The following is a 25,143-nucleotide window of genomic DNA, read 5'->3' on the forward strand; positions in this document are numbered from 1 at the left end:
GATGGAGGGCACGCATGCGTTCTTGGAGGTCGGGAGGCTCGCCCACAAATGTCGAAGTTTGCTCAACAAGCCTTATGGTTCGGGCGATTATTCTGCCGCCCGCACGTCCCAGGGTTGTTTTCAATTTCGGCGAAAGTGCCATTAACCTGCTTGTCTTAGCTTGAGCGGAGTTGACAAACTCGTCGAGGTTGGCGGAGCGAAGACCCTTGCAGTCGCATCCTATAGCGCATAATACCGGCTGGTTAGCAATCGATGTTGCGTCGCAAAGCCTTTATATGATGCGGCTCAATATTACACGTGTTCGGTGCAAGCGGGGTTAGGTCCAGTCTTAGGATTGGGGCGGCGTGCCGGTAGTGGGCGTGCACCTGTGACTTTCTACAGGTGATCTGCTCTAATACCGGACGCGGTGGCTGACAATCGGGTTCTTTCGGAAGGCAGCATGGCAGGGTTGGCCAAACGTGCGAAACGCGCGGTCAAGCGCGTCACGATGGCTTGGCGCCACGGACTTATCGATCATTCTCCCGAATGGTTGCGCCGCCGGTTTGGCGCGCACGCGTCCTATCTCGATATGTTATTCATCGATCACGGTATTTTTCGCCTGATCTATTTGAACATGCATCGTTTGTCTCCCGAGGCATGGCGCAGTGCGCAGCCTGCTCCGCACGATTTCCGGCGTTTCAAGCGGATGGGCATCAAAACCGTCGTGAACTTGCGCGGGGAGCGTGTTTGCGGCAGCTTTTGGCATGAACGCAAGCAATGTGAAGAGCTTGGGCTCAATCTCGTGAACTTTACGATTCGTTCGCGGGCCGCACCCTCCCGTGAGGATATTCTCGCTGCCCGGGAGATGTTCGAAACAATCGAATATCCGATGGTCATGCATTGCAAATCAGGCGCGGACCGTGCGGGCCTCATGAGCGTCCTCTACAAGCATGTTCGCGGGCATCAGCCGATCGATGAGGCGCTGAAGCAGTTGTCGCTCAAATATGGACATATCCGCCAAGCAGATACGGGTATTCTCGATATGTTTTTCGAGCGGTATCTTGCGGATACCGCTGAGCGTCCGATGCCCTTCTTCGAGTGGGTCGAGACCGTTTACGACAGCGAAAAGCTTAAGGAATCATACCAGTCCAATCGCTGGGCCAACCGGCTCGTTGACCGCGTGCTCCAGCGTGAGTAAGCGGGTATTGGTTTCCTAGCCAGCTGCCGCTGGATCGTCGACCAAGACCGGGTCGGCCACCAACTGGGTTTTGGCGAGCATTGCGTAGGTGCCGTCTTGCGCCATCAGGTCTGTGTGGTTGCCCAGTTCGATGATTTGGCCTTCGTCCATAACGCAAATCAGGTCGGCATTCTGAACGGTCGAGAGCCGATGCGCGATCACCAATGTCGTGCGGTTTGAGGTGAAGTGGGTCAAGGCCTCCTGGACCAGACGTTCTGACTCTGTGTCGAGTGCACTTGTGGCTTCATCGAGCAAAAGGATCGGAGCATTTTTAAGGATGGCGCGGGCCAGAGCGAGACGCTGACGCTGTCCGCCCGAAAGACGTTGTCCGCTTGAACCGATCTGTGTGTCGTAGCCACTGGGCTGAGCGATGATGAAGTCATGGGCGGCAGCGGCCTTGGCGGCAGCGACAATGTCACTGTCGCTCGCATCGAGACGACCTAGCGCGATATTGGCGCGAATGGTGTCGTCGAAGAGGGTGACGTCCTGGCTTACGATGGCGATGTTGTCGCGCAAGGACGCGAGCCGCACCTGTTGAATATCTTGGCCGTCGATAGATATGGTCCCCCCGGCGAGATCGAAGAGGCGGGGGACTAGGTTGATAAGTGTGGATTTCCCCGCACCCGACCGGCCGACAAAAGCGACGGTCGCTCCTGCTGGGATATCGACATTGATGCCGCGGAGGGCGGGCGCGTCAGGGGCGCTGTCGTAGGCGAAAGCAACGTTGTCGAAGCGGATATTTCCGCCAGTTACCTTGAGCGTTGCGGCGTCCGGGAGATCAATGATCTTAGGCTTCTCTTCGAGCAGTCCATAAAGGCTTTCGGCACCCGCCAACCCTTCCTGGATCTTCCCCGACAAATTACCGAGCGAACGGATGGGCTGGGCGGCCATCAGCAACGCCGTGATGAAGCCCATAAAGTCGCCGACTGTCGAAATTCCGCTGGAGATACGCCAATAGGCGAAGGCGATGACCCCAGCGACGGCCAAGCCCCCAAGCGCTTCTAGCATTGGGTCAAGACGAGCGCGATTGCGCAACGCCTTCATGCGAAGTTTGAAGACCTCTTCAAAGCTAGAGTGCACTTTTTCGGATGCATAGTTCTCAAGCCTGAAGGTTTTGATCAGTCGCGATCCCGAAAGTTTCTCGGACAACAAGGATGTCAGATCACCGAGTTGGCTTTGCGTGCGCTTTGCGACCTTGCGAAGACGTTCGGAAATAATGGCGATCGGCAGCGCTGCAATCGGATAAACGCCCAGGACAAACAATGACATCAGCCAGTCGAGATAGAACATCGAGATAACGAGCGCGACGACCATCAAAACGTCGCGCACCGCCGTGTTCACCGTTGCCTGCACGGCTTGTTGTATCATGTTGATATCGTTAGTCAGTCGCGAGAGCAGGTGGCCTGGGGATTCTCGTGAAAGACGAGCAAAATCAGCTTCAATAAGGTGGGTGAACGCCGCCTTTTGAATGTCGGTGCCCATGCGCTGGACAATGCGTTGGGTCGATACCGTCTGCAGATACATGAAAATGCTGCGTGCGACGGTAATTGCGATAATGCCCAGAAGGATGGGTAGCAGCGTTCCGGTTTGCTCCTTCATCAAGGTATCGAACGATAGCTTGATGATCATCGGATAGCCTCCGGTGATCGCAGCGAGGCAGGCGGTCAATACAAGGGCATAGAGAAGGCTGCGCCAGCGGGGCCAGACCCAATCGTTGAGAAAGCGTGAGATCAGAAGACGCGAGTTCGCGTCGAAAGCGACCCGTTTGCGCGCCTTCGCTCCCTTCGGAGGCGTGCCGGTGCTGGCCTTGCTCACACGATCTCCTTTCGAGTGCGAACGACTGCGTTCGCAGTAGCGGCGTCGGTCTGACGATGTTCGGAACTATTATGCAGAGCTTGCATCGGGTTCGAGGAGGCGATGTAGGTGAACAACGAAATAACGCATTTCGGCATTGTCGACTGTGCGTTGGGCGGCGGCCTTCCACGCGGTGTGGGCCTCGGCGTAGTTCGGGTAAATTCCGACGATATCGAGGTTTTTCAGGTCTTTAAACTCAGGCTTATCTAGTGTGCTCACTTCTCCCCCGAAGACGAGGTGTAAAAGTTGCTTCGGCGTAACGGATTTGTCGGCGTTCATTGTCGAGAGATCCTTTGCGCTTGGTTAGACGGACCACGAAGCCAGTGAGCTTCTTTAAGATTTCTTCCTGCCTGAGCTGCGGGACTTGAGCAAGCCCCGCGGGGATGGGCTGTGAATGTGTTTGCCGCAAATCGGTTCATAACGGAGCGGAGAGCAGCGAATTTTAGAACGTTTCTTTAACTCGGTCTGAAGTGATCCGGTGTATGGTGTGAACATCCACCGCGGAAGACGGTGATGTTCGTCAACAGGACGGCGTAGGTGCGGCACGGGAGAACGCTTTCCCCGTGCCGCATTGCTTTTGGGGCCTTGAATTATAGGTCTAACCCAAGCGCCGCGAGGACGAACTCAGCCAGGATGCCGGCGAAAAATATTACGCCGACAACGCGATTTGCCCTGAACCGTTCAAGGCAATTGTCGCTGTCAGAAATATCCAGCGTTCGAACTTGCCAAATGAAATGTGCCGCTATGATTGCCATTGCGATCAGCGAAGCCGTGCCACCCCCAGAAGCGAGAGCGGCTGCCGTCCATAGAATGACGGTCAATGCGAACAAGGCGGCCAGCCAGTTGCGCGTGTGCTCTCCGAAGCGGATAGCGGTAGACTTGAGGCCGAGCATCAGATCGTCCTCCTTGTCTTGGTGTGCGTAAATCGTGTCATAGGCAATGGTCCATGCCACTGATCCCACGTACAGGAGCAATGGGGGCCAAGCGAACGAACCTATCGCTGCCGTCCAGCCGACGAGTGCACCCCAATTAAAGGTTAGTCCGAGCACGAATTGAGGCCAGTAGGTGTAACGCTTTGTGAACGGATAGAGCGCGACGAGTGCAAGCGAAGCGATGCCGGTGGCTACCGTCAACGCATTGAATTGGAGCAAAACGAGCAGGCCGACGAGCGATAAGGCCACGACGAAAACCAAGGCTTGGCTCGGGGAGACCTGCCCGGATGGGATTGGGCGTGATCGTGTGCGGGCGACCTGGGCATCGAAATCACGATCGACATAGTCATTATAGGCGCAGCCAGCGCCGCGCATGACCCAGGCTCCAATAGCGAAGAGCGCAAGGTGCCAAGGATTTGGATAGCTGGCGCCTTCGCTCAGTTCAGCGAGCGCCAGCGACCACCAGCAGGGAAACAGCAGAAGCCACGTCCCGATCGGGCGGTCGGCACGCGCGAGCCGCAGGTAGGGCCTCCACGCGGACGGCGCGTAGCGGTCGACCCAATTGCCCGGAACCGCATCCGCGACCGTCGGGTCTAAGGGAGGAATTTTTCCGGACGTTGCGTTGTTGGGCATGACGTTGTGGCTTTCAGGGCAAGGCAAGTGGTGTGCGCCGACTATAGCAATTGTCAATTCGGCGCGGTCTCGGGTATCACCCGCACATGGCAGTACATGATTTCAATGCAGAGCGTCTCTTTGTCGATGCGGCGCTCGCTCCTGGCGCGACCATTACCTGCACCAATGAGCAGGTGAACTACCTCATCAACGTATTGCGGCTCAAGAATGAGGATGAAATTCTCATCTTTAACGGCCGCGACGGGGAATGGCGTGCGGCTGTCAGCGGCGCTAGCAAGCGTCGATGCAACTTGATCGTGCACAAACAGGTCCGTCCGCAGGAGAGTGGGGCCGATCTCCACTATGTTTTTGCGCCGCTGAAGCGCGCGCGGCTCGACTATATGGTGCAAAAGGCTGTTGAACTCGGTGCCGCGCGGCTCAGACCGGTAATTACACGGCGCACGATTGCTGAGCGGGTCAACCTTGAGCGGATGCGATCCAACGTCATCGAAGCGGCAGAGCAGTGCGGCATCTTGGCGCTGCCGGCCGTCGATGAGCCGGTCAAGTTTTCAGATTTACTCGCGGGGTGGGATGGATCTCGTCGGATCATCTTCTGCGATGAAGCAGCCGAAACGGCCAGCCCACTTGCCGCGCTGCAGCAGATCTCACCGGGACCTGTGGCCGTTTTGGTGGGCCCGGAGGGCGGATTCGATGCCACCGAACGGACTCTTCTTCTGGGACGCTCTGATACAACTGCGATTTCATTGGGCCCAAGAATCATGCGTGCAGACACGGCGGCTGTTGCTGCGTTGAGCCTTGTTAATTCCGTTCTTGGCGACTGGGCCTGAAGTCCGTGCGGCTCAGACCGTGTTCGCAATCTCGTTAACACTGATTGTAGGGCTTGTGCGCGTCGCGGCGCCTCGTCATAACTCGCAGATTCCGACTTCCTATGGCGATGGTTTAAAGCCTGCGCTGGTACGAGGTCTCCTTCGTGCGCTCAGCGGGCGTAAGAATAGAAATGCGGAAGGCCCTTTATGTCGACCCGTCAGGACGCAGCGCCGAGCGAAACGATTAACTCACGCAATGATCTTGTCGCCTGGATTGCTGCCGGCGAAAAGCCGCGTGACGCCTGGAGCATAGGAACCGAACACGAAAAGTTCGTGTTTCATGGAGCGACGCGGCAACCCGTTGCTTACGACGGCGAAACCGGCATCAACGCGCTGATGTCCGGGCTCATGAAGTGCTGCGGATGGGAACCCATTATTGAAGACGGCAACATGATCGCATTGAAACGTGCGATTGGTGAGCCTGGAGCAACGGTCAGTCTCGAACCCGGTGGGCAGTTTGAGCTTTCCGGAGCACCCCTTCGTACCGTTCATGAAACGGCAGCTGAAACGCAGCAGCACCTGGAGCAATGCCACCGTGCCGGCGGGCCGCTCGGACTTGGTTTCCTGGGCCTCGGTTTTGCGCCGACATGGACCTTCGAGGACATGCCGCGGATGCCAAAAAAGCGTTACGGCATCATGACTAGCTATATGCCGAAGGTCGGAACGCGTGGCCTCGACATGATGTATCGGACCGCGACCATCCAGGCCAATCTGGATTTTGGATCCGAAGCGGATATGGTCAAAAAGCTTCGGGTTGCGTTGGCCTGGCAGCCGGTGGCAACGGCATTGTTTGCCTCATCGCCATTCACGGAAGGCAAGCCAAACGGCTTCAAATCAATGCGGAGCGAGATCTGGCGTCATACCGATCCCAATCGTACGGGCATGATGCCGTTCGCTTTCGAAGAGGGCATGGGATACGAGGCCTTTGTCGATTATGCGCTCAAGGTGCCGATGTACTTCGTTTACCGCGACGGACATTACATCGACGTCGCGGGCGCTTCTTTCGCAGATTTTCTCGCTGGTAAGCTTGTCGGCCTGGAGGGCATTCTTCCGACGCTGGATGACTGGTCGGATCATTTAACAACGCTTTTCCCAGAAGCGCGCTTGAAGCGGTTCCTGGAAATGCGGGGCGCAGATGGCGGCCGGGTGGAGATGATCAATGCGCTGCCAGCGCTTTGGTCTGGCCTGCTCTATGACGCTGATGTGCTGGATGCGGCTTGGGACCGCGTTAAAGATTGGACGGCGGACGAGCGTCAGAAACTCCGTGATGAGGTCCCCAGGCTGGCGCTTGAGACGCCCTTCCGTGGCGGACATGTTGCTGACCTTGCGCGTGAGATGGTTGAGTTGGCCGCTAAGGGGCTCGCCAATCGCAATTTCTGCGATTCATCGGGCGCAGATGAACGACAATATCTGGCGCCTTTAGAAGACATCGTCGATTCGCGTCGTACGGTGGCTGATCAGCTTCTCGAAAAGTATCACGGTGCGTGGGCTGGCGATATTTCGTGGGTCTTTGCTGAGACCGCGATGTAGCCCGTTCGCTTTGATACGGGCGAGGCTAAAGGCTCGCTGTGGGTTGTTGCATCCCCAGGTTGTGTTTGATTGCAAGTTCAGGTCACGTTCATCGAACCTGCGATATGAGTCATCCGCATGGGTGGCGCATTTCATTTTTGGCCTGCAGCTTGGCCGATGCGGTGTTCTTTCAAACCAAGATCTGATGAGGCTCGATTTGACACGACGCGCAATATTCTTGGGGCTCGCGGGGCTTTGCCTTTCAGCCGGGTTGGCGGTTACGGTTGCTAGCTTTGCTGAGACGGCTGCTGCCGATGGCTGCGCCAAATGTCATGAAGAGCACAACAAATGCCGCACCCGACAGGCCTCGCTCGACAGTTCGAAGTGTGACGCGCAGCTCATCAAGTGTCTGCGTTCCTGCAAGCGGAAGTAAGTGGCGTTCCGCGAAATCGATTAGTTTCAAGTGCGTTTAGTTTGTGTTGTCGATTACGACACACAGGCGCCGCGGACCGTGCGCGCCAATGACGATTTTTCCGCCGATGTCGGCAGTGCGGGAAGGCCCTGAAATAAGATTAAGCGTTCGCGGCATACGCCGCTCGCCGAGCAGGTGTCTGAGCCGAACGTAGGCGTCTTCGTAGCTTGCTACGATGTCAGAGCGGCGGACAACGACGATATGTGTATCGGGCAGGAAACAGAGGGTTACGGGATTCTCCGGCCCGGACAACAATGCGAGTGTGCCCGTCTCGGCAATTCCGCAAAACGCGTGGGATAGGCCGATGCCGTCTTGGGCAGCGGCGGGGCCATGTTGAAGCGCCAGCGTGGGCGCGTCGCGCCATTGCAGTCGTGTGAGCCGCGAATCTGAACCGCAACGTAGTGTTGGTGGGAGAGCGGCTTCTTGCAGGTAGGCCGCGATAGATTGAGGGATCGAACCTTGTGCCTCGATCACGTTCGCTGATTGCCGGCCCAACTCGTATTTGAAGACTTCAATCAGTTCCTGTGTCGGACGTGAGACGCGTTGCAATGGTGGTGCGCTACGCGACGGCTTGGCGACACGGGCTTCGGCGGCTGCTCGGCGCTGAAGCTGTGGTGTTGCGTCAGAGATCGCGGCTCGGACCTTTGCAAGAATCTGATCGCGGCTCATTTGGAGAGCTCCCGCTTGCTCTTGTTCCACAGCTGTTGGAACGTCCGGCCCTGGGGGGCTGGCATATCGCGGTTTTTTGTCCAACCTCCCGCACCGGGCAGATTGCGTACCGCACCGCGGCTTCCTGCGAGCAGGCGGAGAAACGAGGCCGCGAAGCGAGATGCGAGACGATAGGCCCACGGGCGTTTTGCGAAGGCAGCCCACAGCTTGAGGCCTAGTCGCGCCTGGAACGATGTCTTATTCTGTTCGAATTCGACCTCGCGCCAACGCCGCATCAGGCCGGGAAGCGGGATGCGCATCGGGCAGACGGATTCGCAGCGGCCGCAAAACGTCGACGCGTTGGGTAGGTTCGCAGCTTGTTCGATACCGATGAGGCCTGGCGTTAACACCGCACCGACGGGACCAGGGTAGACCCAACCATAGGCATGCCCTCCGACTGCGCCATAAACAGGGCAATGGTTCATGCATGCACCGCACCGAATGCAGCGTAAAATTTCGCGAAACTGAGATGCCAGCAATTCGCTACGGCCATTGTCTAGCAAGATGACATGGTAGGCTTCGGGGCCGTCAGGATCGCTCGGACGGCGCGGGCCGGTGGAAAAGGTCGTGTAGGCCGTGATGTCCTGGCCTGTTGCTGAGCGCGCGAGAAGGCGAAGCAGTACGGATACGTCTTCGAGCGTTGGAACGACCTTATCGATCGTTGCCAGGACGATGTGCACCTTGGCGAGCGATTGGGTGAGATCGCCGTTGCCTTCATTGGTCACGATGATTGAAGAGCCGGTCTCAGAAATCAGGAAATTCGCGCCCGTTATGCCGACGTCGGCGGTGAGAAATTTCTGGCGCAGGATCTGGCGGGCCTCGTCTACGAGTTCGGCAGGTTCCTTAAGGTCGCGGGAAGGTGGCAGGTCGCTGTGCTCGCGTCGAAAATCAGCTTCGACCTGTCCCTGGGTGAGATGGATCGCCGGTGCGATGATGTGGCTTGGCGTTTCCCCGCGGATTTGCAGGATGTACTCTCCTAGGTCGGTTTCGACGACTTCGAGACCCGCGTTCTGAAGCTCGTGATTTAGGCCGATTTCCTCGGACACCATGGATTTGCCCTTGGTGACGAGTTGCGCGTTCGCCTCCCGGCAAATTTCTAAAATTTTGTCGCAAGCTTCTTGGCCGGTCGCGGCCCAATGCACATGCGCGCCGGCTGCGATGGCATTCTTTTCGTAGATTTCCAGGTATTGATCGAGATGATCCAGCGTGTGGTTGCGGATATCGCGGCCGAGGTCTCTCAGCTCATCGAATTCCGGCAGTCGCGCGCGTGCCGCGGCGCGCTGTGCGACCAAGCCCGTGGGCAGCCCAGCAAGGGCTGTCTGTAGCTGTTCGTCGCCAAGGGCTTCGCGGGCGTTCGCTTTGAAGGTGCGCGTGGTTGGCTGCATGACAGAAGAAAGCTGTCCTAAAGCCCGTCCGCGGGCAACAAGACTTATTGGCTAGCCGGATTAGCGTGAAGGTGCAGCAATTACGGGATCGGATAGTTCTCCGGCAAGCACTTCGGCGATATGACGGCATCCGACGGGTGAGCCTTGTCGGCTCAGTTTACCCGCGATATTCATGAGGCAACCGAGGTCTCCAGCGAGAAGCAGTGGTGCTTGCGATGCACTTATGTTGGTGGTTTTACGTTCAACCATGGCATTGGAGATATCGGGGAATTTGACCGAAAATGTTCCGCCGAATCCACAGCAGGTTTCGCATTCGGCCATTTCGACAAGTTCCAGTCCCTCGACGGATTTCAGCAGGCGACGGGGTTGATCCTTGATGCCTAGTTCGCGCAACCCTGAACAGCTGTCATGGTAGGTGACTGTGCCGGTGTAGGCGCCTGGGACACTGACCATGCCGCGGACGTCGGACAGAAATGAGATCAATTCGTAGACTTTAGCGGCGAAGCGCAGGGCGTCGTCGTGTGCCGATGGATCGTCAGCCAAAAGGGACGGATAGTGGGATTTCAGCATGCCCGCGCAGGAGCCCGAGGGCGCGACTACGTAGTCACAGTCCTTAAATGCTTCGATCGTTTGCAGAGCGAGGCTTCTGGCTGTTTTTCGGTCGCCTGAATTATAGGCGGGCTGGCCGCAGCATGTCTGTTCGCGTGGGACGACTATTTTGCAGCCCGTGGCTTCTAAGAGCTTTACAGCCGCAAAGCCTACGCTGGGCCGAAATAGATCGACGAGGCAGGTGACGAACAGGCCAACACATGGCGCTGCCGGCTCGGGTGGGGGGCCCGAAAAATCGCGGTCACTGGATTGCTGATTCATGGACGTTGGTCGGGTAACGGAGCTGTAATTTCGACCGGCTCCCAAGGTGCGCGGCCAATGATCTCGAATGTTGCGAGGTAGGCGATCAGGTTGCGCCGCGCTTCCGCGTCATTCAACCCGATATAGGCCATCTTGTTTCCGGGAATGAACTTGGTCGGCGCAGAGAGATACTGATCGAGAAGATCACGGGACCAAATCAAACCTTCCTTCCCGGCCTCGTGCATGGCTTTTGAATAGGTGTAATCCTCAAGGACGGCGGCAGGTCTGCCTACGATGCCTGTTAAATCGGGGCCAACGCGTGTTCCGGCATCCTGGCCAATGTCATGACATGCCCGGCAATTTTTATAGACAACTGCTCCGCGTGAGATGTTCGGCCCTGGCTGAGAGGTATCGATTGCTACGGATTTCGCGACTGGCAAGGGGATCCATCGCGTGATGGCTAGGGCCGGAGTACAGCAGAGGGCAAAGGTCGCCACACCGATTAGAACGTTGGCGGCCATTTTCAAATGCATGCTGGGTGTTCCTGTCATCTATTCCGGCGTGGACGGCTCGCGCGTCCAATCAACCTCTTATGTCCATTTATGTTCCGGGTCCATTGTTCCGGGAATTTGCTGGTGGGAGCAAGGCCCTAATACGAATTGGGACTGGGTTGATCGGCTGGCGCAATGTAAATTTCTTGCTATCCTCAGGGTGTGGTAAACTTGCTGCCTGCGTGTGTGCGTGCAAAAATTAATACGCCGCGTCGTTCGACGCGACGGCAGGCCGCTCTCACAAGGATTTTCAGGGGACAGAAGTCGATCGGCGCAATTCCGATCGCGGAGACTTACGCATGACTCATTTGCAGATGCCTACGCCGGATGCTTCCGTGCTGGGGCGATCGCAGCAGATCATTAAGGACCTTACCGCTCTTGCTGGTGCGGAGGCGGTCATCGCCGATGAGGAAGGCCGGCGGACCTTCGAAACGGATGGTCTTACCGCCTACCGGTGCATGCCGCTGGCCGTTGTACTCCCCACGACGACCGAGGAAGTGTCCCGCATTCTCAAATATTGCCATCGTGAAGGGATCAAGGTTGTTGCGCGTGGAGCCGGGACATCCCTGTGCGGAGGAGCGCTTCCGGTGGAAGACGCGGTTGTTGTCGGTGTATCGCGGATGAACCGGGTTCTGGAGATTGACTACGACAACCGCTTCATACGAGTGGAAACTGGTATTACCAACCTTGGCATTTCCGGTGCTGTTTCTGCTGAGGGGTTCTTTTATGCCCCGGACCCGTCGAGCCAGTTGGCGTGCACGCTCGCAGGCAACCTGGGCATGAACTCCGGTGGGGCGCACTGCCTTAAGTACGGTGTGACAACCAACAATGTCCTTGGCCTTAAGGTTGTGCTCATGGACGGAGAAGTCATAGAGCTGGGTGGCGGGCATCTTGATGCCGAAGGTTATGACCTTATCGGCCTTATGATCGGTTCTGAGGGGCAGTTCGGTATCGTCACTGAAGCGACAGTGCGGATTCTGAAAGCCGCGGAAGGTGCGCGGCCAATGCTGATGGGCTTTGGTTCAAGCGAAGCGGCTGGCGCGTGTGTCGCCGGTATTATCGGTGCTGGCATCGTTCCGGTGGCTATGGAATTCATGGACAAGCCGGCCATTGAGGTTTGCGAAGCCTTTGCGAAGGCTGGCTATCCGCTTGATGTCGAGGCGTTACTCATCATCGAGGTTGAGGGTTCGGATGATGAGATTTCGGAAATGCTGGGGCGTATTCAAGCAATCGCGGAGCCTTTTGGTCCCACAAGCATCCTGATCAGTCAAAGCGCAGAGCAAAGCGCGAAAATTTGGAAGGGACGCAAGTCCGCGTTCGGCGCCATTGGTCGAATCTCGGATTATTACTGCATGGATGGGACTATTCCACTTTCGCGGCTTCCCGATGTTCTCCGACGCATTGGCGAAATTTGCGAGGGACATGGCCTGAAGGTCGCCAACATCTTCCATGCTGGCGACGGCAATCTGCATCCGCTCATTTTGTATGATGCCAATGACCCAAGTTCTTCGGAACGCGCAGAGCTTGCTGGCGCCGATATTCTCAGGCTCTGCGTAGAGGTAGGTGGATGTCTTACAGGCGAGCACGGCGTCGGCGTCGAGAAACGCGACTTGATGAACGATCAATTCAGCGCGACCGACCTAACGGTGCAGATCCGCGTCAAGACCGTGTTTGACCCCAAGTGGTTGCTGAATCCGGGCAAAGTATTTCCGTTGAACGACACTCAGCAGGCCAAAGACGTTGCATGACCGGTCACCCTCTTAAGAGGCGCCCGGTTTGAGGAGACCCCATTGAGTAAATTGATGCGACCCGCCGCCGGCTGGGAACTGCAGAACATGCTCTTACCGATGATCGATCGGCAGATGTCGGTGGAAATCGTCGGATCTGGCTCGAAGCGGGCTATTGGTCGGCCGTTCCAGGCTGCTGCTCAGCTCACGACCGCTGCGATGCAAGGGATTTGGCTCTACGAGCCGACGGAGCTTGTTATGTCGGCTCAGGCCGGTACGCCGTTGGCTCAGGTTGAGGCCACGTTGGCATCTAACGGACAGATGTTGTCATTCGAGCCTATTGATCTTGGCCCTACGACCGGAGGACCGCGCGGCACACAGACGATCGGTTCAATCTTCGCTTCCAATTCCTCGGGTAGCCGTCGGATCACCGCGGGGGCGGCTCGCGACAACCTGTTGGGCATTGAGGCGGTGAACGGACGTGCCGAGTTGTTCCACGCGGGTGGCCGCGTGATGAAGAACGTTACCGGTGTCGATCTTTGCAGGGGATTGGCGGGGAGTTGGGGCACGTTAGCGGTGCTGACCGCGGTTACGTTCAAGGTTCTGCCATGGCCTGAGGCGGCGGCAACATTAGTCTATTTTGGTTTGCCTGATGATATCGGCACTGAAGTCATGTGTGCCGCGATGCGGCTGCCTTATGAGGTGTCGGGCGCAGTGCATCTGTCGCAAGCGTTAGCGCGTCGCTTGGAACACGAAGGGCTTCGACGTCAGGGCCGCTCGATTACAGCGCTGCGCATCGAGAATTTCCGCAGTTCAATCGGCTACCGTTCGGAAGCGCTAAAAGATGCGCTCAAAGTTTATGGCGATCCGGCTGTTCTGGATACGACGGATTCTTTGAGCTTTTGGGGCGAGCTACGTCATCTGTCTGTGATGCCCTACAATCGCGACACGTGCTTGTGGCGCATCTCCACAGCTCCGACGGCCGGGCCTAAGGTTGTCGCCGCGATCAAGCGCCATATGCCGGCAGAGGCCTATTACGACTGGTCAGGCGGGTTGATCTGGGTCGAAGTGCCTGCAAGTGCCGATGCAGGCGCGTCTGATATTCGCCGGGCGGTAGCCGTGAATGGCGGACACGCCACGCTGATCCGTGCAGAGCCGGAGGTTCGGGCCTCAGTGGAAGTCTTTCAGCCGCAAGCTCCGGCGGTGGAGAAACTGATGCGTGGGTTGAAGGATGCCTTTGATCCCTATCGCGTGCTCAATCCCGGGCGTATGTACGCGAGCTTCTAATCGATAAGCCGGTCAAACCGGAAGCAGGACGAACGGAATGCAAACTAATTTCAGCGCGCAGCAGTTGAGCGACCCGCGAATTGCGGAGGCGGAACGCATATTGCGGCGTTGCGTGCATTGCGGGTTTTGTACGGCTGTGTGCTCGACCTACGTGGTTCTGGGAGATGAGCGCGATTCACCGCGCGGTCGTATCTATCTTATCAAGGATATGCTTGAGCAGAACCGGGATGCGGGTGCGCAAGTCCAGCATCACATTGACCGCTGTCTGTCGTGCCTTTCCTGCATGACGACGTGTCCGAGCGGTGTGGACTACATGCATCTCGTCGATATGGCACGCGTGCACATCAACGAGACTGGCACACGGACGCCGAAAGATCGGGCAATGCGCTGGCTTCTGTCCCGCGTCATTCCTTACCCCGACCGTTTCCGGCTTGCGTTGAAATTGGTTCCGTTGGGACGTCCGTTCGTCAACGTGATGCGGAAACTGGGCCTGAAGGAACTCGCCTCCATGATTGAGCTGGCACCTCAGTCGATTCCGCCGGCTCCGCGTTATGAGGGGCCCGGCACGGCTGCGACGGATGCCAAGCGGCGCGCGCGGGTCATCATGATGGCAGGCTGCGCACAACAGGTTTTGCGGCCAGATATCAACGATGCGACGATCCGCTTGCTGGCACGACGTGGTGTTGATGTTGTTGTTGCCAACGGCGCTGGTTGCTGCGGCTCTCTGGTCCATCACATGGGTCAGGAAGAGCAGGCTCTGGAACAGGCACGGCGCAACGTCGATGCCTGGCTACACGAAATGGAAAAGGCCCCGGTTGATGCGATCATCATCAATGCGTCGGGTTGTGGCACGACTGTTAAGGACTATGGGCACATGCTGCGCCATGATCCGGAGTACGCCGAAAAGGCCAAACGCATTTCGGAGATGACGCGGGATATCACGGAGTTTCTTTCCGGATATGAACTGGGTCCACCCAAGCGCTATTCATCTTTGCGGGTGGCGTATCATTCGGCCTGTTCGATGCAGCACGGTCAGCGTATTACGGATGAGCCGAAAGAGTTGCTGGTCAAGGCAGGCTATACGGTGACTGACATTGCCGAAGGCCACATCTGCTGTGGCTCGGCGGGCGTCTACAACATTCTGCAGCCGGAGATTGCCGGGCAGCTTCGCGAGCGTAAGGTCAAGAACATCCGAAACGCGAAGCCGGACCTTGTGGCGACGGGCAATATTGGCTGCATCTCGCAACTCGAAAAAGGTATGGATATCCCCATTGCGCATACCGTCGAATTGTTGGATTGGGCGTTTGGCGGCCCCGTGCCGCGTGGGCTTGAAGGACTTGCCAAATTCGTCTCTGATGTGCCTGAGCCGCCGCGCTATGTACCCGATGATTACCTGGAGGCGGACGCGCAATAGGTTGCGTTACAACGAAGCTTCAGCCATTTTCGTCGTACTGCTGTCGTCAAATTACGGCTGATTACATCAGCCTGTGCGATGTCGCGTTGAACACGTCTTACCTCTGTCATCTGCCCAAGCGTTTTTCTGTATGAACTTTCACCAGCCGGCTTCCGACAAGCGCTGCACTTCGGCGCGTTTGTTTTTCGATGCTGGGCGCGTAGTTATGTTTGAGACCTTGGGAGCGTTGATGAGCCCGCGTGCGAACCGGTTTACTTGTTTTTTTGATGGTTCTCGTTGTGGGACGTGCGGCGCCGCGAGGAAGCCGTGATGAAGATTACGATCCCAGACTTCTGTCTTGTTGTTGTGATAGCTGCTCCAGGGTCTGGGCCATCGGGGTTTGTACGGAGCCAGTTCGGGCTTTCGGAGGTTGTCTCGGTTGAGGACGGTCTCCTCCCGGGTGGCGTACTTCCTGAAAGCATCGAACAGTTTCTCGACACACGACTGCAACGACGCTGTTTGACGGTCGTTGAGGCTCGCAACGCTCTGCAGCGGGACGAGCGGGCCATGCTGATTCACATTGCCAAATCCCACTATGCGCAAACGGTCGCCATCGTGCTCGCGCCGGAAGATGACGACCAGGTGGTGAAGCAGGTTCAGCTTCTGCAGCGAAGCCTTCCTCAGATCAGCAAGGAAAGCTTCTTGGACGTTCATGTCTTACGTTCACAGGAAGAGATCGCTAACGCTTGCGTTGAGCGCGTGCCAACTCGCACCGATAATCGTGGTGAGCACGGTCCGTTCGATATCATCGGTGATGTGCATGGGTGTGTGGATGAGCTTATCGGCTTGATGAGCAAACTCGGCTACACCATCGAAATTACTGGTGGAGGAAGAGACCGTCGCGTCGTGTCACGCACGCCTGCGGGGCGGCGTGCGATCTTTGTGGGCGATCTGGTCGATCGTGGGCCGGCATCGCCGGATGTACTCCGCATCGTCATGCATATGGTCGCACAGGGTCAGGCCTTGGCCGTCCCAGGCAATCACGACGTGAAACTGTTGCGCTGGCTCAACGGACGCAACGTCAAGCCGGGGCACGGCATTGCTCAAACCATCAGTCAGCTTGAAGTCGAGCAGGATGAGTTTCGTGATGAGGTCCGCGACTTTATTGACGGGCTCGTAAGCCACTTGTGGCTGGAGAACGGCAGACTGACGGTGGCTCACGCAGGCATCAAAGAAGAGATGATGGGGCGTGTCAGTGGAGCGGTTCGCGAGTTCTGTCTGTATGGCGAGACGAGTGGGGAGACCGATGAATTCGGTTTGCCCATTCGCTATCACTGGGCTGCGGAATATCGCGGCGAGACGACCATTGTTTACGGCCACACGCCTGTTCCAGAAGCCGATTGGCTCAACAACACGTTGTGCGTGGACACGGGGTGCGTCTTCGGCGGTAAGCTGACGGCTCTCAGGTGGCCGGAGCGTCAAATCGTGTCGATCCCCGCCGCCAGGGCTTATGCGACGCCGATCCGTCCCTTCGCGCATCCGCCTCTGCGGCCTGGGTATTCACCTGAAGCCTAAGAGGGGCGCGTGCTTTGAGCGACGTGTTTGGTGAATCTCGGCCTAATTTTCCCCGTGTAGGCGAGAATTGGGCTAGCTAAGGCGAGCGCTAGGCCGCCTGCGGCTTTGCGCCATGCGGCGAGCCGTGATAAGCGAAGCCGCGATTGTAACCGTCGGTTTCCCTCCGCCTGCGCACCGATCCCCAGTCTCCAAGGTCTGAAGTCTTCAGAGTTGCGAGTGGGCCTGATCGGCACGCCTTTGTTCGTCTTCTCTTGAGGGGCGGGCAATGTCTGGCGCGGTGGGAGCGGGAAGTTGATGCAACCAATTGGAAACCGAAGAGCTAATTTCTTCTCATGGCCAAGAAAATTAAAGATAACCGCCCTGGCGCACGTCTGCCGAAGGGGCTTCGTGACATCGAAGCCGCTGAAATCCGGGCGCAGAATGCGATGCTGGCCAGCATCCGCAAGGTTTATGAGAACTATGGGTTCGAGCCGCTAGAGACGCCTGCGTTCGAATATACGGATGCGCTGGGTAAATTCCTGCCGGATAGCGACCGGCCGAACGAAGGGGTCTTCTCGCTCCAGGATGAAGACGAGCAGTGGCTCAGCCTGCGGTATGACATGACGGCACCGCTGGCTCGCTACGTTGCCGAGAATTTCGACCGCCTGCCGAAGCCGTTCCGTCGTTATGCCACGGGGCCGGTCTGGCGCAACGAAAAGCCAGGTCCGGGCCGGTTCCGCCAATTCACGCAATTTGATGCCGACACCGTTGGGACCGAAAGCGTCGCGGCAGATGCCGAGATGTGCATGCTCGCTGCGGATACGCTGGAAGCGTTGGGCGTCCCGCGCGGTAATTTCCTCATCAAGGTAAATAACCGCAAGGTTCTGGACGGCATTATGGAAGCCGCGGGAATTGCGGGTGAGGAGAATGCCGGACGCCGTCTGACGGTGTTGCGGGCGATCGACAAGTTGGACCGTCTGGGATTGGCCGGTGTCGAACAGCTTCTGGGCGAAGGTCGCCTCGATGAGTCGGGCGACTACACGAAGGGTGCTGGCCTTAGTAAGGACGCGATCTCAGCGATCAGAGCGTTTGTTGTGCCGGCAAAAGATGGACAAGACCCCTTCGCCGAACTCGATGGACTTCTCAAGAACAGCGAAATCGGTCGGGAGGGGCGTGCAGAGCTGGCGCAAATCGCAGAGCTCATCTCTGCGGCGGGCTATTCGGATCGGGTGAAGATTGATCCGTCTGTCGTGCGGGGGCTCGAATATTATACAGGGCCGGTTTTTGAGGCGGAGCTCACGTTTGAAGTGACGGGTGATGATGGCAAGCCCGTCCGCTTCGGGTCTGTCGGCGGCGGTGGTCGCTATGACGACCTTGTTGCGCGTTTTACCGGGAAGACAGTTCCTGCGACCGGCTTTTCCCTTGGCGTCTCTCGCCTACAAGCGGCGCTCAACGCGCTGGGCCGCGGAGCTGAAGGCGATGTGCCCGGCCCCGTCGTCGTGCTTGTTATGGATCGTGACCGCCTCTCGGATTATCAGGCGCTGACGCAACGTCTTAGAAGCGCTGGTATCCGCGCCGAGATGTATCTCGGGACGTCGGGCATGAAGGCGCAGATGAAGTATGCCGACAAGCGCGGTAGTCCTTGCGTCGTGATCCAGGGATCGGATGAGCGCGAAAAGGGCGAGGTCCAAATCAAGGACCTGATCGAAGGTGCGCTCGCGGCGCAATCGATTGCTGACAATAAAGAATGGAAAGAAGCGCGTCCGGCGCAATTCTCCGTTAGCGAGGTTGCCTTGGAAGAGGAAGTGCGCAAGGTGCTGGCGCGGCACTTTCCTCAAAGCGATTGATCGCCATCCGATGTCCTGTAACGAGAAAAAATAAAGCCGGTCGACAATGGTCGCAGAGACAGCACGCGAATTCGAAGCTCTCGAAGAGCAGGCCAGAACGCTCCTTGGGGTGTTTATCAAGGCGGGGCACGAGGCCGTCGCACCTGCGGTGATTCAGCCGGCCGACGTCTATCTCGATGTGATCGGAGAGTCGCTGAGAGGGCGAAGCTATGTGTTCCTAGATCCCGATGGCGATGAACTTTGCCTACGGCCTGATCTTACGGTGCCGACATGTCGGCTGCACATCGAGCGCCATCGGAATGGCGATCGTCCGGCAAAGTATTGCTACAACGGTACGGCATTTCGGTTTCAGCCAGTGGGCGCGGGTGCTGCACATCCCCGCGAGTTCCGGCAGGCGGGTATCGAGTCATTCGGTATTGCCGATCGCGAGAAAGCGGATGCCGCGACCTTGGCTCTCGTGTTCGAGGGCCTGCGCACGGCGGGTCTGAAAGACTTCAAGCTCCGGATCGGCGATCTTGGGCTATTCCGTGCTCTTCTCGAGGCGGCTGACATGCCGGCGCGGTGGCGGCAGCGCCTTATGCACCAGTTCTGGCGTCCGGACGCCTTTCGTACGGAGCTGATGCGCTTGACGCAATCGCCCGCCGACACGCCAGGCGGGGTGCCGAATGAGCTTCTGGCTCAGCTCGATCCCGAGAAGCCGGATGAGGCTGTCCAGCTTGTGTCGAATTATCTCGATTCCGAAGATATTGAGATCGTTGGAGCACGGACCGTCGGGGAGGTCACGGACAACCTTCTGATGGTGGTGGCGGATCAGCGTGCCGAACCCTTGTCTCCACGCACGGCGGCTTTGATCAGCAGTTATATCGGTGTGACGGCGCCTGCGCGTGCTGCGGGTGCTCGGCTCAAGGATCTAATGGGCAGTGAGGGCGTTGATATTTCGGATGCGCTCGATGCTTATCACCGACGCCTGCAATTGTTGACCGAAGCGGGTGTTGACGTCGTTCATGCAGATTTTTCTGCCGAGTTCGGCCGGACGCTTGAGTACTACACCGGTTTCGTTTTCGAGGTCATAGTCCCGATGCTTGGGGAGGCGAGCCCGGTTGCCGGTGGCGGTCGATATGACAAGCTCATTCGGATGTGTGGGGCGCCGCACGATGTGCCGGCTGTTGGTGGCGCGGTTCATACAGAACGCTTGTTGGCCGCGGTGCGGGGGTAGGCCATGGGTAAAGAAGGCGAGGCTTTGACTACACGCTTGCAGATTGCGCTGCCCTCAAAGGGGCGGCTCATGGAGCAGACCCTGGAGCTATTCCGCGAGAGCGGGCTCAATGTGCGCAAGACCGGCAATGAGCGCGGTTATCGCGGAGAGATTGAAGGGTTTGCTAACGTAGATGTCGCGTTCGTGTCAGCTTCAGAAATTGCGGCGAACCTCAAATCCGGCAAGGCGCATTTGGGCGTTACCGGGGAAGATCTCGTTCGCGAACGGATTTCCGATTGGAAAACACGCGTCGAGCTTCTTAAGCCGTTAGGCTTCGGTTTCGCCGATGTCGTTGTTGCTGTTCCTCAATGCTGGCTCGACGTTTCCACTATGGCGGATCTGGATGAGATTGCGGGTGGGTTTCGGGAAAGTCACGGCCGTTGGTTCCGCGTCGCTACGAAGTATGTGAATCTGACGCGTCGTTTTTTCTCCGCGAAGGGCTTCACCGACTACCGCATTGTCGAGAGTCTTGGGGCGACGGAAGGCACGCCTGCGGCTGGAAGCGCGGACCTCATTGTCGATATCACGTCGACAGGCACAACGCTACGCGCGAACGGCCTGAAGATTCTTGACGACGGGGTCATTTTGAAATCCCAGGCGAACTTTGTTGCCTCGAATGTTGCCCAGTGGACGCCTAGTACGCGCCAAGCGCAAAATGAGATTATGGCCAGGCTGGAAGCGTAAGCATTAAGCGCGTGGGTTCAGGCAAGTTCTGCCAGAATACATTTCAGGACACCGTAATCGTAGCGGCTGTCGAGCGCTGCATAGGCTGGTCCGAGCTTGCCTGTTTCCAGTGTGTCGAGACGGTCAAAGACGGCGTGGATCTCATCGATATCCGATGCGTCGAGCTCAAGTACGTCTTCGGCAGTCAGCAGTCCGGCTTCGATGGCGTCTGCGAAATGGCCGTGTACGGTCGCTAGTTCAATCTTGCGCTCAGCGGCAATCGCTTCTGGGGCGAGCCCCTGAATATGCAAGGCCAATGTTGCGTTGACGCTGGCACCCAGCCTGTTTTGCAGCATGGGATGGGGTTGGAAATTTGTAATTGTCTGGATCAAGGCGTCACCGTAGCGGCGTATCTTGCTGGCTCCAAGGCCGGTGATGTTATTGAGAGCGTCGAGCGTTGCCGGTTTTAATTGTGCGAGTTCGGCCAACGTACGGTCATGACAGATGACGTAAGGGGGCACTTTAGCCGCGCTGGCTAGGCGTATGCGCAGTGCCTTGAGCGCTTCAAACAACGGCTGGTCCGTTTCGGAGACCGTGAGCTTCGGTGCGCCTTGGCTGCTTCGAGATTTCGCTCGTGGTCGTGCGGGAGCTGCCGCGCGCATCAGGAACGTTTGTTCGCCGCGCAATAACGGACGCGCCTTGTCTGTGAGGGCCAAAGTCCCACGTCCTTCTTCGTCGCCGGTTAACAAGCCGGCAGCGACGAGTTGACGAAACAGGCCGCGCCATTCTGTAGCGTCCACATCTTTGCCGATCCCGAACACGGAGAGCTTGTCGTGAGAGAGCCGAATTGCGCGCTCTTCGGCTTTGCCTGAGAGGATGTCGATCAGGTAGCCAACACCGAATCTTTGGCCGGTGCGGTAGACGGTCGAGAGGGCCTTCTGCGCGAGAACGGTGCCGTCCGTGGTTGCTGGGGGCTCCAAACAGTTGTCGCAGTTTCCGCAGGGCTCGCTCAGCGTCTCTCCGAAATAGGAGAGCAGCGCTTGCCGGCGGCAACCAGGGCTTTCGGCCAACCCAATCAGCGCGTCCAACTTTCCCCGTTGAACTTGTTTGAAAGCCTCCGAGCCTTCACTCGCCGCGATCCATTGGCGTTGCTGGATGATATCTTGCAGACCGTAAGCCAGCCACGCGTTGGCAGGTTCTCCGTCGCGGCCAGCGCGGCCGGTTTCCTGATAATAGGCTTCGATGGATTTCGGCAGGCTGAGGTGGCCGACAAACCTGACGTCAGGTTTGTCGATCCCCATGCCAAAGGCGATGGTGGCGACAATGATAAGGCCATCTTCATTGAGGAAGCGCGATTGAGCACTGGCGCGTGTCTCGGCCGGCAGGCCCGCATGGTATGCGAGCGCTTCGCGGCCCTTACGCTGAAGCCACGCGGCGGTCTCTTCCACGGCACGGCGCGATAGGCAATAGACGACGCCGGCATCTTTTGGGTGTTCGGATTCGATGAAATTCCAGAGCCGTTCGCGAGCGCTGACCGAGCCAATTTCGGCGATACGGTAGCGGATGTTTGGGCGATCGAAGCTGGCGATGTAACGATCGGCCTTTTCTAGACGAAGCTCAGTGATGATTTCGTCGCGTGTGCGCTCGTCCGCCGTGGCCGTTAATGCGATACGGGGCACATTCGGGAACCGCTCGGCCAACACTTTGAGCTGGCGATATTCGGGGCGGAAGTCATGACCCCACTGTGAGACGCAGTGCGCTTCATCGATTGCGAAGAGGGCAATGTCGGCGCGTTCGAGAAGGGTGAGCGTACGGTCCTGAAGCAGGCGCTCCGGCGCAACATACAGAAGATCGAGTTCGCCTCGCGAAATGGAGGCCGCAATTTCGCGTTGTTCGGCAGAAGTTTGGGTCGAATTGAGGTAAGCGGCGTTAACGCCCAGGATCTTAAGGGCGTCAACCTGATCCTGCATGAGAGCGATGAGGGGCGAGACGACGACGCCCGTTCCGTTACGTGCCAATGCCGGGATCTGGTAGCATAGTGACTTGCCACCGCCCGTAGGCATGAGGGCCAGAACATCCCCACCGTTCAGCAACGTCCCGATGATCGCATTCTGGTGCGAACGGAAGTGCTTATAGCCGAACACATCTTCGAGGATGCGTTGCGCAGAGTCCATGTCGGGTGCATGAAGCGTTGATTTTGCGCTGGTGTGGGCGACAACCATGGGACTCGCAAAGGCGGGAGGTTCGGGATCGGAACCGATGGTGTACGCGATTCCGTCTCGCTATGAGATGCAACAAGCCGCTCCAGCTGTGGAACAAACATCGCGTAGTGCCTCAATTCCCGCCGTTTTTTCGCTTCAGGAGTAGCTGAGGGGAATTCAGTCGCGGTTCACATTGGCCGTTGTACTCTTGCCCATAACGAGGTGTTGCATGCTGGCATCAGTCGCCGCTGAGCTTATCAATGGAGCTGCCTTCAGCGCGTTTTGGTGGAGAAACGGGTTAGATTGGGCCACTCCGGTCAGCGATAAGAGCGAATGATGTACGGCAACACCGAGGAGTTCGTAGTGAACTCCACTATTACAACGACCGGGCGAGGATCACGGGATATGACTTTGGTTCGGATGACGACTGCATTTGTGATGAGTGCTATTGCGGCGGGGACGATGCTGTTACCAGCTGCCGTGCAGGCGCAGTCGAGCTGCAAATGGTATGCGGCAACTGCACTTAAGCAACAGCAGGAAAACGAACGGTTGAGGTGTGGTTTTACCGGCCCGGCTTGGCATTCCAACGTGCCTGAGCACATGCAATGGTGCGCCAGCGTTTCGCCGTCAGCGACGAAAGAATCGGCGCAACAGCGTGACAAGATGCTAGCGGACTGCGCAAAACGATGATCGCATTTATGTGAGACTTGGCGCCGTCACCGACGCTAGGATAGGAGTATACACTCTTATTCCCTTAGTTCAGCGGCACAGACAGCGTGGCCTTGCCGGTAGCAGCCTTGCTGGTTTCATCACCACCAAATCCTTCCAGGCTTCCTGAAAAGTCCAATTTGGCTTCAGGGGACGTGACAGCAATTCCGGCTTCTACGCGTGCACTGAGGCTTTCGTTTTTCAAAGTTTCCATCGCCTCTTCATCGATACTGATGTCTTCCGTTTGCCAAAGGGCTTTGACGGCGGCACGCGGCGTGACGCGCGTGGATTGAGAGGGGGCGAACTCGTAAGAGATTTGCGGACCGATGAGGAAGCGCTCGCTATCGGCTTTTGCTCGGATTGTTGAATCGCCGCCGACGACTTGATGGCCCTGTTCGGCAAAATGGCTGAATTGCGCGGTAGGGCTCAAGGTCCAATTGCCAGACTTCAAGTTCCCGGAGAGCGTCGCGTCGAGTAGCCAGCGGTTTGTTTCGAGGCCATCGGCCGTCAACGCGCTATCGGGTGATGCGAAGTATCTGGTTTCTCCAACGCCTCGCAAAGCTTTCAGGCTGACAAACATCTGGCGGTTGATTTTATAGCCGGCATATGGGCCCGCCATCCAGCCTTTACCGCTGATGTCGGGAGCGGATGCAATCGTCTCGGAATCGATATTGTTATAAGTGCCCATCATGCCGAGCAGCCAGCGTTGGTTGAGCCGATAGTCCGCACCAAGCGCGAGATTGGAGAATGCGTCAGAGGTGTTGTTTTGGGAATCGCGAACGTAACCCGCATTTCCTTCAATCCACCCGTCGAAGCGGGATCTTGCGACCGTGATGCCTTGCAAGTTCAAGCCGCTATCACGGATCTTCTCGCCTTGTTCGCGCGCCTTGGCGTCGGCCAGGTCGGACAGCGCGGTTGAAAATTTCGCGTTGCCGGCATTGCCGTCGGCGGTTCCCGTCAACGGAATCTGCAATGAAGATGTGCGCTGATTTTCTTCATTCGAGGATTGGCCCGTTGCTTGCGGGACCGGAATTTTGCGAACCATGGAGGCGGACAGACGCTCTGACACACGATTCGACGTAGCAGGCATGCTGCCCGCGATTGATGTTGCTGTTCGCTGTAGGGTCTGTTGGGTCAGAGTCGCTGTCTGATCTGTTGGGGGGGCGCTTGCGACCGTGGTGCTGTTCGCAAATGTGCAGGACACGGCGTCTTCAGAAACGATCGCTAGAACGGCCATACGTGCAGCAACGTCAGTGCTCGCGACTGCCCCTTCGCAATTGATATTTTCAAGATGAAGGTTTGGTGCGTCAGCCTGCGTTATTCGGAGCGTTCCCTGGTGAGACACCAGGAACGTCCGCGCGCCACTGCCGGCCTGCGTTGCCACGGAAACGTTGGTGGAGGTGGCGCCTGGTCCGGAGGACAGGCCGTAGAGCACTTCGGCATCGACTGGGTAAGCGAGGCTTTTCAGTTGTAACCTTACCTGGCTTGGTGCGTCAGCGGGCTGCGCGATGGCCGACATGGGGACGCTCGCGC

At 57.6% G+C, this 25,143-nt stretch carries 20 protein-coding genes; 11 read left to right on the top strand and 9 right to left on the bottom strand.

Translation table 11 applies throughout. The features are described from left to right. The first annotated feature begins 439 nt into the window (after positions 1–439). Positions 440–1,177, top strand: coding sequence for a fused DSP-PTPase phosphatase/NAD kinase-like protein (locus YBN1229_RS00780; RefSeq protein WP_076605263.1), 738 nt, complete (start codon positions 440–442; stop codon positions 1,175–1,177). Between the two features lie 15 nt (positions 1,178–1,192). Here YBN1229_RS00780 and YBN1229_RS00785 read toward each other — a convergent pair whose 3' ends face one another. The 3 genes from YBN1229_RS00785 to ubiA all read right to left on the bottom strand — a co-directional run bounded on the left by YBN1229_RS00785 (position 1,193) and on the right by ubiA (position 4,635). Then, entirely contained in the window at positions 1,193–3,031 is a 1,839-nt protein-coding gene (locus YBN1229_RS00785) for an ABC transporter ATP-binding protein (protein ID WP_052743584.1), read from the bottom strand. 69 nt (positions 3,032–3,100) lie between these two features. Beyond that, a complete protein-coding gene (locus YBN1229_RS00790; protein WP_046475501.1) occupies positions 3,101–3,349 on the bottom strand; it encodes a DUF4170 domain-containing protein in 249 nt (82 codons plus the stop codon). A 311-nt stretch (positions 3,350–3,660) separates the two neighbouring features. Then, positions 3,661–4,635 carry a 4-hydroxybenzoate octaprenyltransferase gene (gene ubiA / locus YBN1229_RS00795; protein ID WP_046475507.1) on the bottom strand — a complete coding sequence of 325 codons (975 nt, stop codon included), beginning with the start codon at positions 4,633–4,635 and terminating at the stop codon, positions 3,661–3,663. A gap of 86 nt (positions 4,636–4,721) precedes the next feature. On the opposite strand from ubiA, the gene YBN1229_RS00800 reads away from it, so the two are divergent. Together YBN1229_RS00800 and YBN1229_RS00805 are read left to right on the top strand one after the other, a co-directional pair. Further along, positions 4,722–5,462, top strand: coding sequence for a 16S rRNA (uracil(1498)-N(3))-methyltransferase (locus YBN1229_RS00800; protein ID WP_046475512.1), 741 nt, complete (start codon positions 4,722–4,724; stop codon positions 5,460–5,462). Between the two features lie 186 nt (positions 5,463–5,648). After that, positions 5,649–7,031 carry a glutamate--cysteine ligase gene (locus YBN1229_RS00805; protein ID WP_046475517.1) on the top strand — a complete coding sequence of 461 codons (1,383 nt, stop codon included), beginning with the start codon at positions 5,649–5,651 and terminating at the stop codon, positions 7,029–7,031. A 448-nt stretch (positions 7,032–7,479) separates the two neighbouring features. On the opposite strand, the gene YBN1229_RS00815 is transcribed toward YBN1229_RS00805, so the two are convergent. From YBN1229_RS00815 to YBN1229_RS00830, 4 genes are read right to left on the bottom strand one after another with little or no spacing between them, the layout of a single operon-like run. Then, positions 7,480–8,151, bottom strand: coding sequence for a LutC/YkgG family protein (locus tag YBN1229_RS00815; protein WP_046475525.1), 672 nt, complete (start codon positions 8,149–8,151; stop codon positions 7,480–7,482). Then, the gene (locus tag YBN1229_RS00820) at positions 8,148–9,575 is read right to left on the bottom strand and encodes a LutB/LldF family L-lactate oxidation iron-sulfur protein (RefSeq protein WP_046475528.1); all 1,428 of its coding nucleotides are present in this window, start codon (positions 9,573–9,575) and stop codon (positions 8,148–8,150) included. Before YBN1229_RS00820 ends, YBN1229_RS00815 begins: the two co-directional genes overlap by 4 nt. Before the next feature lie 60 nt (positions 9,576–9,635). Beyond that, positions 9,636–10,445, bottom strand: a complete 810-nt coding sequence (locus YBN1229_RS00825) for a (Fe-S)-binding protein (RefSeq protein ID WP_082100926.1) — start codon at positions 10,443–10,445, stop codon at positions 9,636–9,638. Further along, a complete protein-coding gene (locus tag YBN1229_RS00830) occupies positions 10,442–10,957 on the bottom strand; it encodes a c-type cytochrome (RefSeq protein WP_076605264.1) in 516 nt (171 codons plus the stop codon). Before YBN1229_RS00830 ends, YBN1229_RS00825 begins: the two co-directional genes overlap by 4 nt. Before the next feature lie 317 nt (positions 10,958–11,274). Between YBN1229_RS00830 and YBN1229_RS00835 the strand changes: the two genes are divergently transcribed. From YBN1229_RS00835 to hisG, 7 genes are all read left to right on the top strand, one after another. After that, positions 11,275–12,723 (top strand): FAD-linked oxidase C-terminal domain-containing protein, encoded by a 1,449-nt coding sequence (locus YBN1229_RS00835; RefSeq protein ID WP_046475533.1) that lies wholly within the window; start codon positions 11,275–11,277, stop codon positions 12,721–12,723. 42 nt (positions 12,724–12,765) lie between these two features. Continuing rightward, positions 12,766–13,989 carry an FAD-binding protein gene (locus YBN1229_RS00840; RefSeq protein WP_090227724.1) on the top strand — a complete coding sequence of 408 codons (1,224 nt, stop codon included), beginning with the start codon at positions 12,766–12,768 and terminating at the stop codon, positions 13,987–13,989. 37 nt (positions 13,990–14,026) lie between these two features. Beyond that, entirely contained in the window at positions 14,027–15,403 is a 1,377-nt protein-coding gene (glcF, locus tag YBN1229_RS00845) for a glycolate oxidase subunit GlcF (protein ID WP_046475537.1), read from the top strand. Between the two features lie 309 nt (positions 15,404–15,712). Then, positions 15,713–16,957 carry a metallophosphoesterase gene (locus tag YBN1229_RS00850; RefSeq protein WP_046475540.1) on the top strand — a complete coding sequence of 415 codons (1,245 nt, stop codon included), beginning with the start codon at positions 15,713–15,715 and terminating at the stop codon, positions 16,955–16,957. Positions 16,958–17,289: 332 nt separating this feature from the next. Next, the gene (gene hisS / locus YBN1229_RS00855) at positions 17,290–18,783 is read left to right on the top strand and encodes a histidine--tRNA ligase (protein WP_046475543.1); all 1,494 of its coding nucleotides are present in this window, start codon (positions 17,290–17,292) and stop codon (positions 18,781–18,783) included. Positions 18,784–18,829: 46 nt separating this feature from the next. Next, positions 18,830–19,999, top strand: coding sequence for an ATP phosphoribosyltransferase regulatory subunit (locus tag YBN1229_RS00860; protein WP_046475546.1), 1,170 nt, complete (start codon positions 18,830–18,832; stop codon positions 19,997–19,999). Positions 20,000–20,002: 3 nt separating this feature from the next. Beyond that, positions 20,003–20,722: an ATP phosphoribosyltransferase gene (gene hisG / locus YBN1229_RS00865; RefSeq protein WP_046475551.1), complete on the top strand. Its 720-nt coding sequence runs from the start codon at positions 20,003–20,005 to the stop codon at positions 20,720–20,722. Positions 20,723–20,739: 17 nt separating this feature from the next. Here the strand turns inward: hisG and recQ are convergent, their stop codons facing one another. Further along, entirely contained in the window at positions 20,740–22,923 is a 2,184-nt protein-coding gene (gene recQ / locus YBN1229_RS00870) for a DNA helicase RecQ (protein ID WP_046475556.1), read from the bottom strand. A 312-nt stretch (positions 22,924–23,235) separates the two neighbouring features. Here recQ and YBN1229_RS00875 point away from each other — a divergent pair, with 312 nt between their 5' ends. Continuing rightward, a complete protein-coding gene (locus tag YBN1229_RS00875; RefSeq protein ID WP_046475559.1) occupies positions 23,236–23,592 on the top strand; it encodes a hypothetical protein in 357 nt (118 codons plus the stop codon). A 64-nt stretch (positions 23,593–23,656) separates the two neighbouring features. Here the strand turns inward: YBN1229_RS00875 and YBN1229_RS00880 are convergent, their stop codons facing one another. Then, positions 23,657–25,129, bottom strand: coding sequence for an autotransporter outer membrane beta-barrel domain-containing protein (locus YBN1229_RS00880; RefSeq protein ID WP_046475562.1), 1,473 nt, complete (start codon positions 25,127–25,129; stop codon positions 23,657–23,659). Between the last annotated feature and the right edge of the window lie 14 nt (positions 25,130–25,143).

Origin of the sequence: Candidatus Filomicrobium marinum (assembly GCF_000981545.1) — a bacterium.
GTDB classification, from domain to species: Bacteria; Pseudomonadota; Alphaproteobacteria; order Rhizobiales; family Hyphomicrobiaceae; genus Filomicrobium; species Filomicrobium insigne.

Excerpts from the sequence above, each read along its gene's own strand:
- YBN1229_RS00780 (WP_076605263.1), top strand. The coding sequence starts at position 440 with ATGGCAGGGTTGGCCAAACGTGCGAAACGCGCGGTCAAGCGCGTCACG.
- YBN1229_RS00790 (WP_046475501.1), bottom strand. The coding sequence starts at position 3,349 with ATGAACGCCGACAAATCCGTTACGCCGAAGCAACTTTTACACCTCGTC.
- ubiA (WP_046475507.1), bottom strand. The coding sequence starts at position 4,635 with ATGCCCAACAACGCAACGTCCGGAAAAATTCCTCCCTTAGACCCGACG.
- YBN1229_RS00800 (WP_046475512.1), top strand. The coding sequence starts at position 4,722 with ATGGCAGTACATGATTTCAATGCAGAGCGTCTCTTTGTCGATGCGGCG.
- YBN1229_RS00805 (WP_046475517.1), top strand. The coding sequence starts at position 5,649 with ATGTCGACCCGTCAGGACGCAGCGCCGAGCGAAACGATTAACTCACGC.
- YBN1229_RS00815 (WP_046475525.1), bottom strand. The coding sequence starts at position 8,151 with ATGAGCCGCGATCAGATTCTTGCAAAGGTCCGAGCCGCGATCTCTGAC.
- YBN1229_RS00820 (WP_046475528.1), bottom strand. The coding sequence starts at position 9,575 with ATGCAGCCAACCACGCGCACCTTCAAAGCGAACGCCCGCGAAGCCCTT.
- YBN1229_RS00825 (WP_082100926.1), bottom strand. The coding sequence starts at position 10,445 with ATGAATCAGCAATCCAGTGACCGCGATTTTTCGGGCCCCCCACCCGAG.
- YBN1229_RS00830 (WP_076605264.1), bottom strand. The coding sequence starts at position 10,957 with ATGCATTTGAAAATGGCCGCCAACGTTCTAATCGGTGTGGCGACCTTT.
- YBN1229_RS00835 (WP_046475533.1), top strand. The coding sequence starts at position 11,275 with ATGACTCATTTGCAGATGCCTACGCCGGATGCTTCCGTGCTGGGGCGA.
- glcF (WP_046475537.1), top strand. The coding sequence starts at position 14,027 with ATGCAAACTAATTTCAGCGCGCAGCAGTTGAGCGACCCGCGAATTGCG.
- YBN1229_RS00850 (WP_046475540.1), top strand. The coding sequence starts at position 15,713 with ATGAAGATTACGATCCCAGACTTCTGTCTTGTTGTTGTGATAGCTGCT.
- hisS (WP_046475543.1), top strand. The coding sequence starts at position 17,290 with ATGGCCAAGAAAATTAAAGATAACCGCCCTGGCGCACGTCTGCCGAAG.
- YBN1229_RS00860 (WP_046475546.1), top strand. The coding sequence starts at position 18,830 with ATGGTCGCAGAGACAGCACGCGAATTCGAAGCTCTCGAAGAGCAGGCC.
- hisG (WP_046475551.1), top strand. The coding sequence starts at position 20,003 with ATGGGTAAAGAAGGCGAGGCTTTGACTACACGCTTGCAGATTGCGCTG.
- recQ (WP_046475556.1), bottom strand. The coding sequence starts at position 22,923 with ATGGTTGTCGCCCACACCAGCGCAAAATCAACGCTTCATGCACCCGAC.
- YBN1229_RS00875 (WP_046475559.1), top strand. The coding sequence starts at position 23,236 with ATGATGTACGGCAACACCGAGGAGTTCGTAGTGAACTCCACTATTACA.
- YBN1229_RS00880 (WP_046475562.1), bottom strand. The coding sequence starts at position 25,129 with ATGTCGGCCATCGCGCAGCCCGCTGACGCACCAAGCCAGGTAAGGTTA.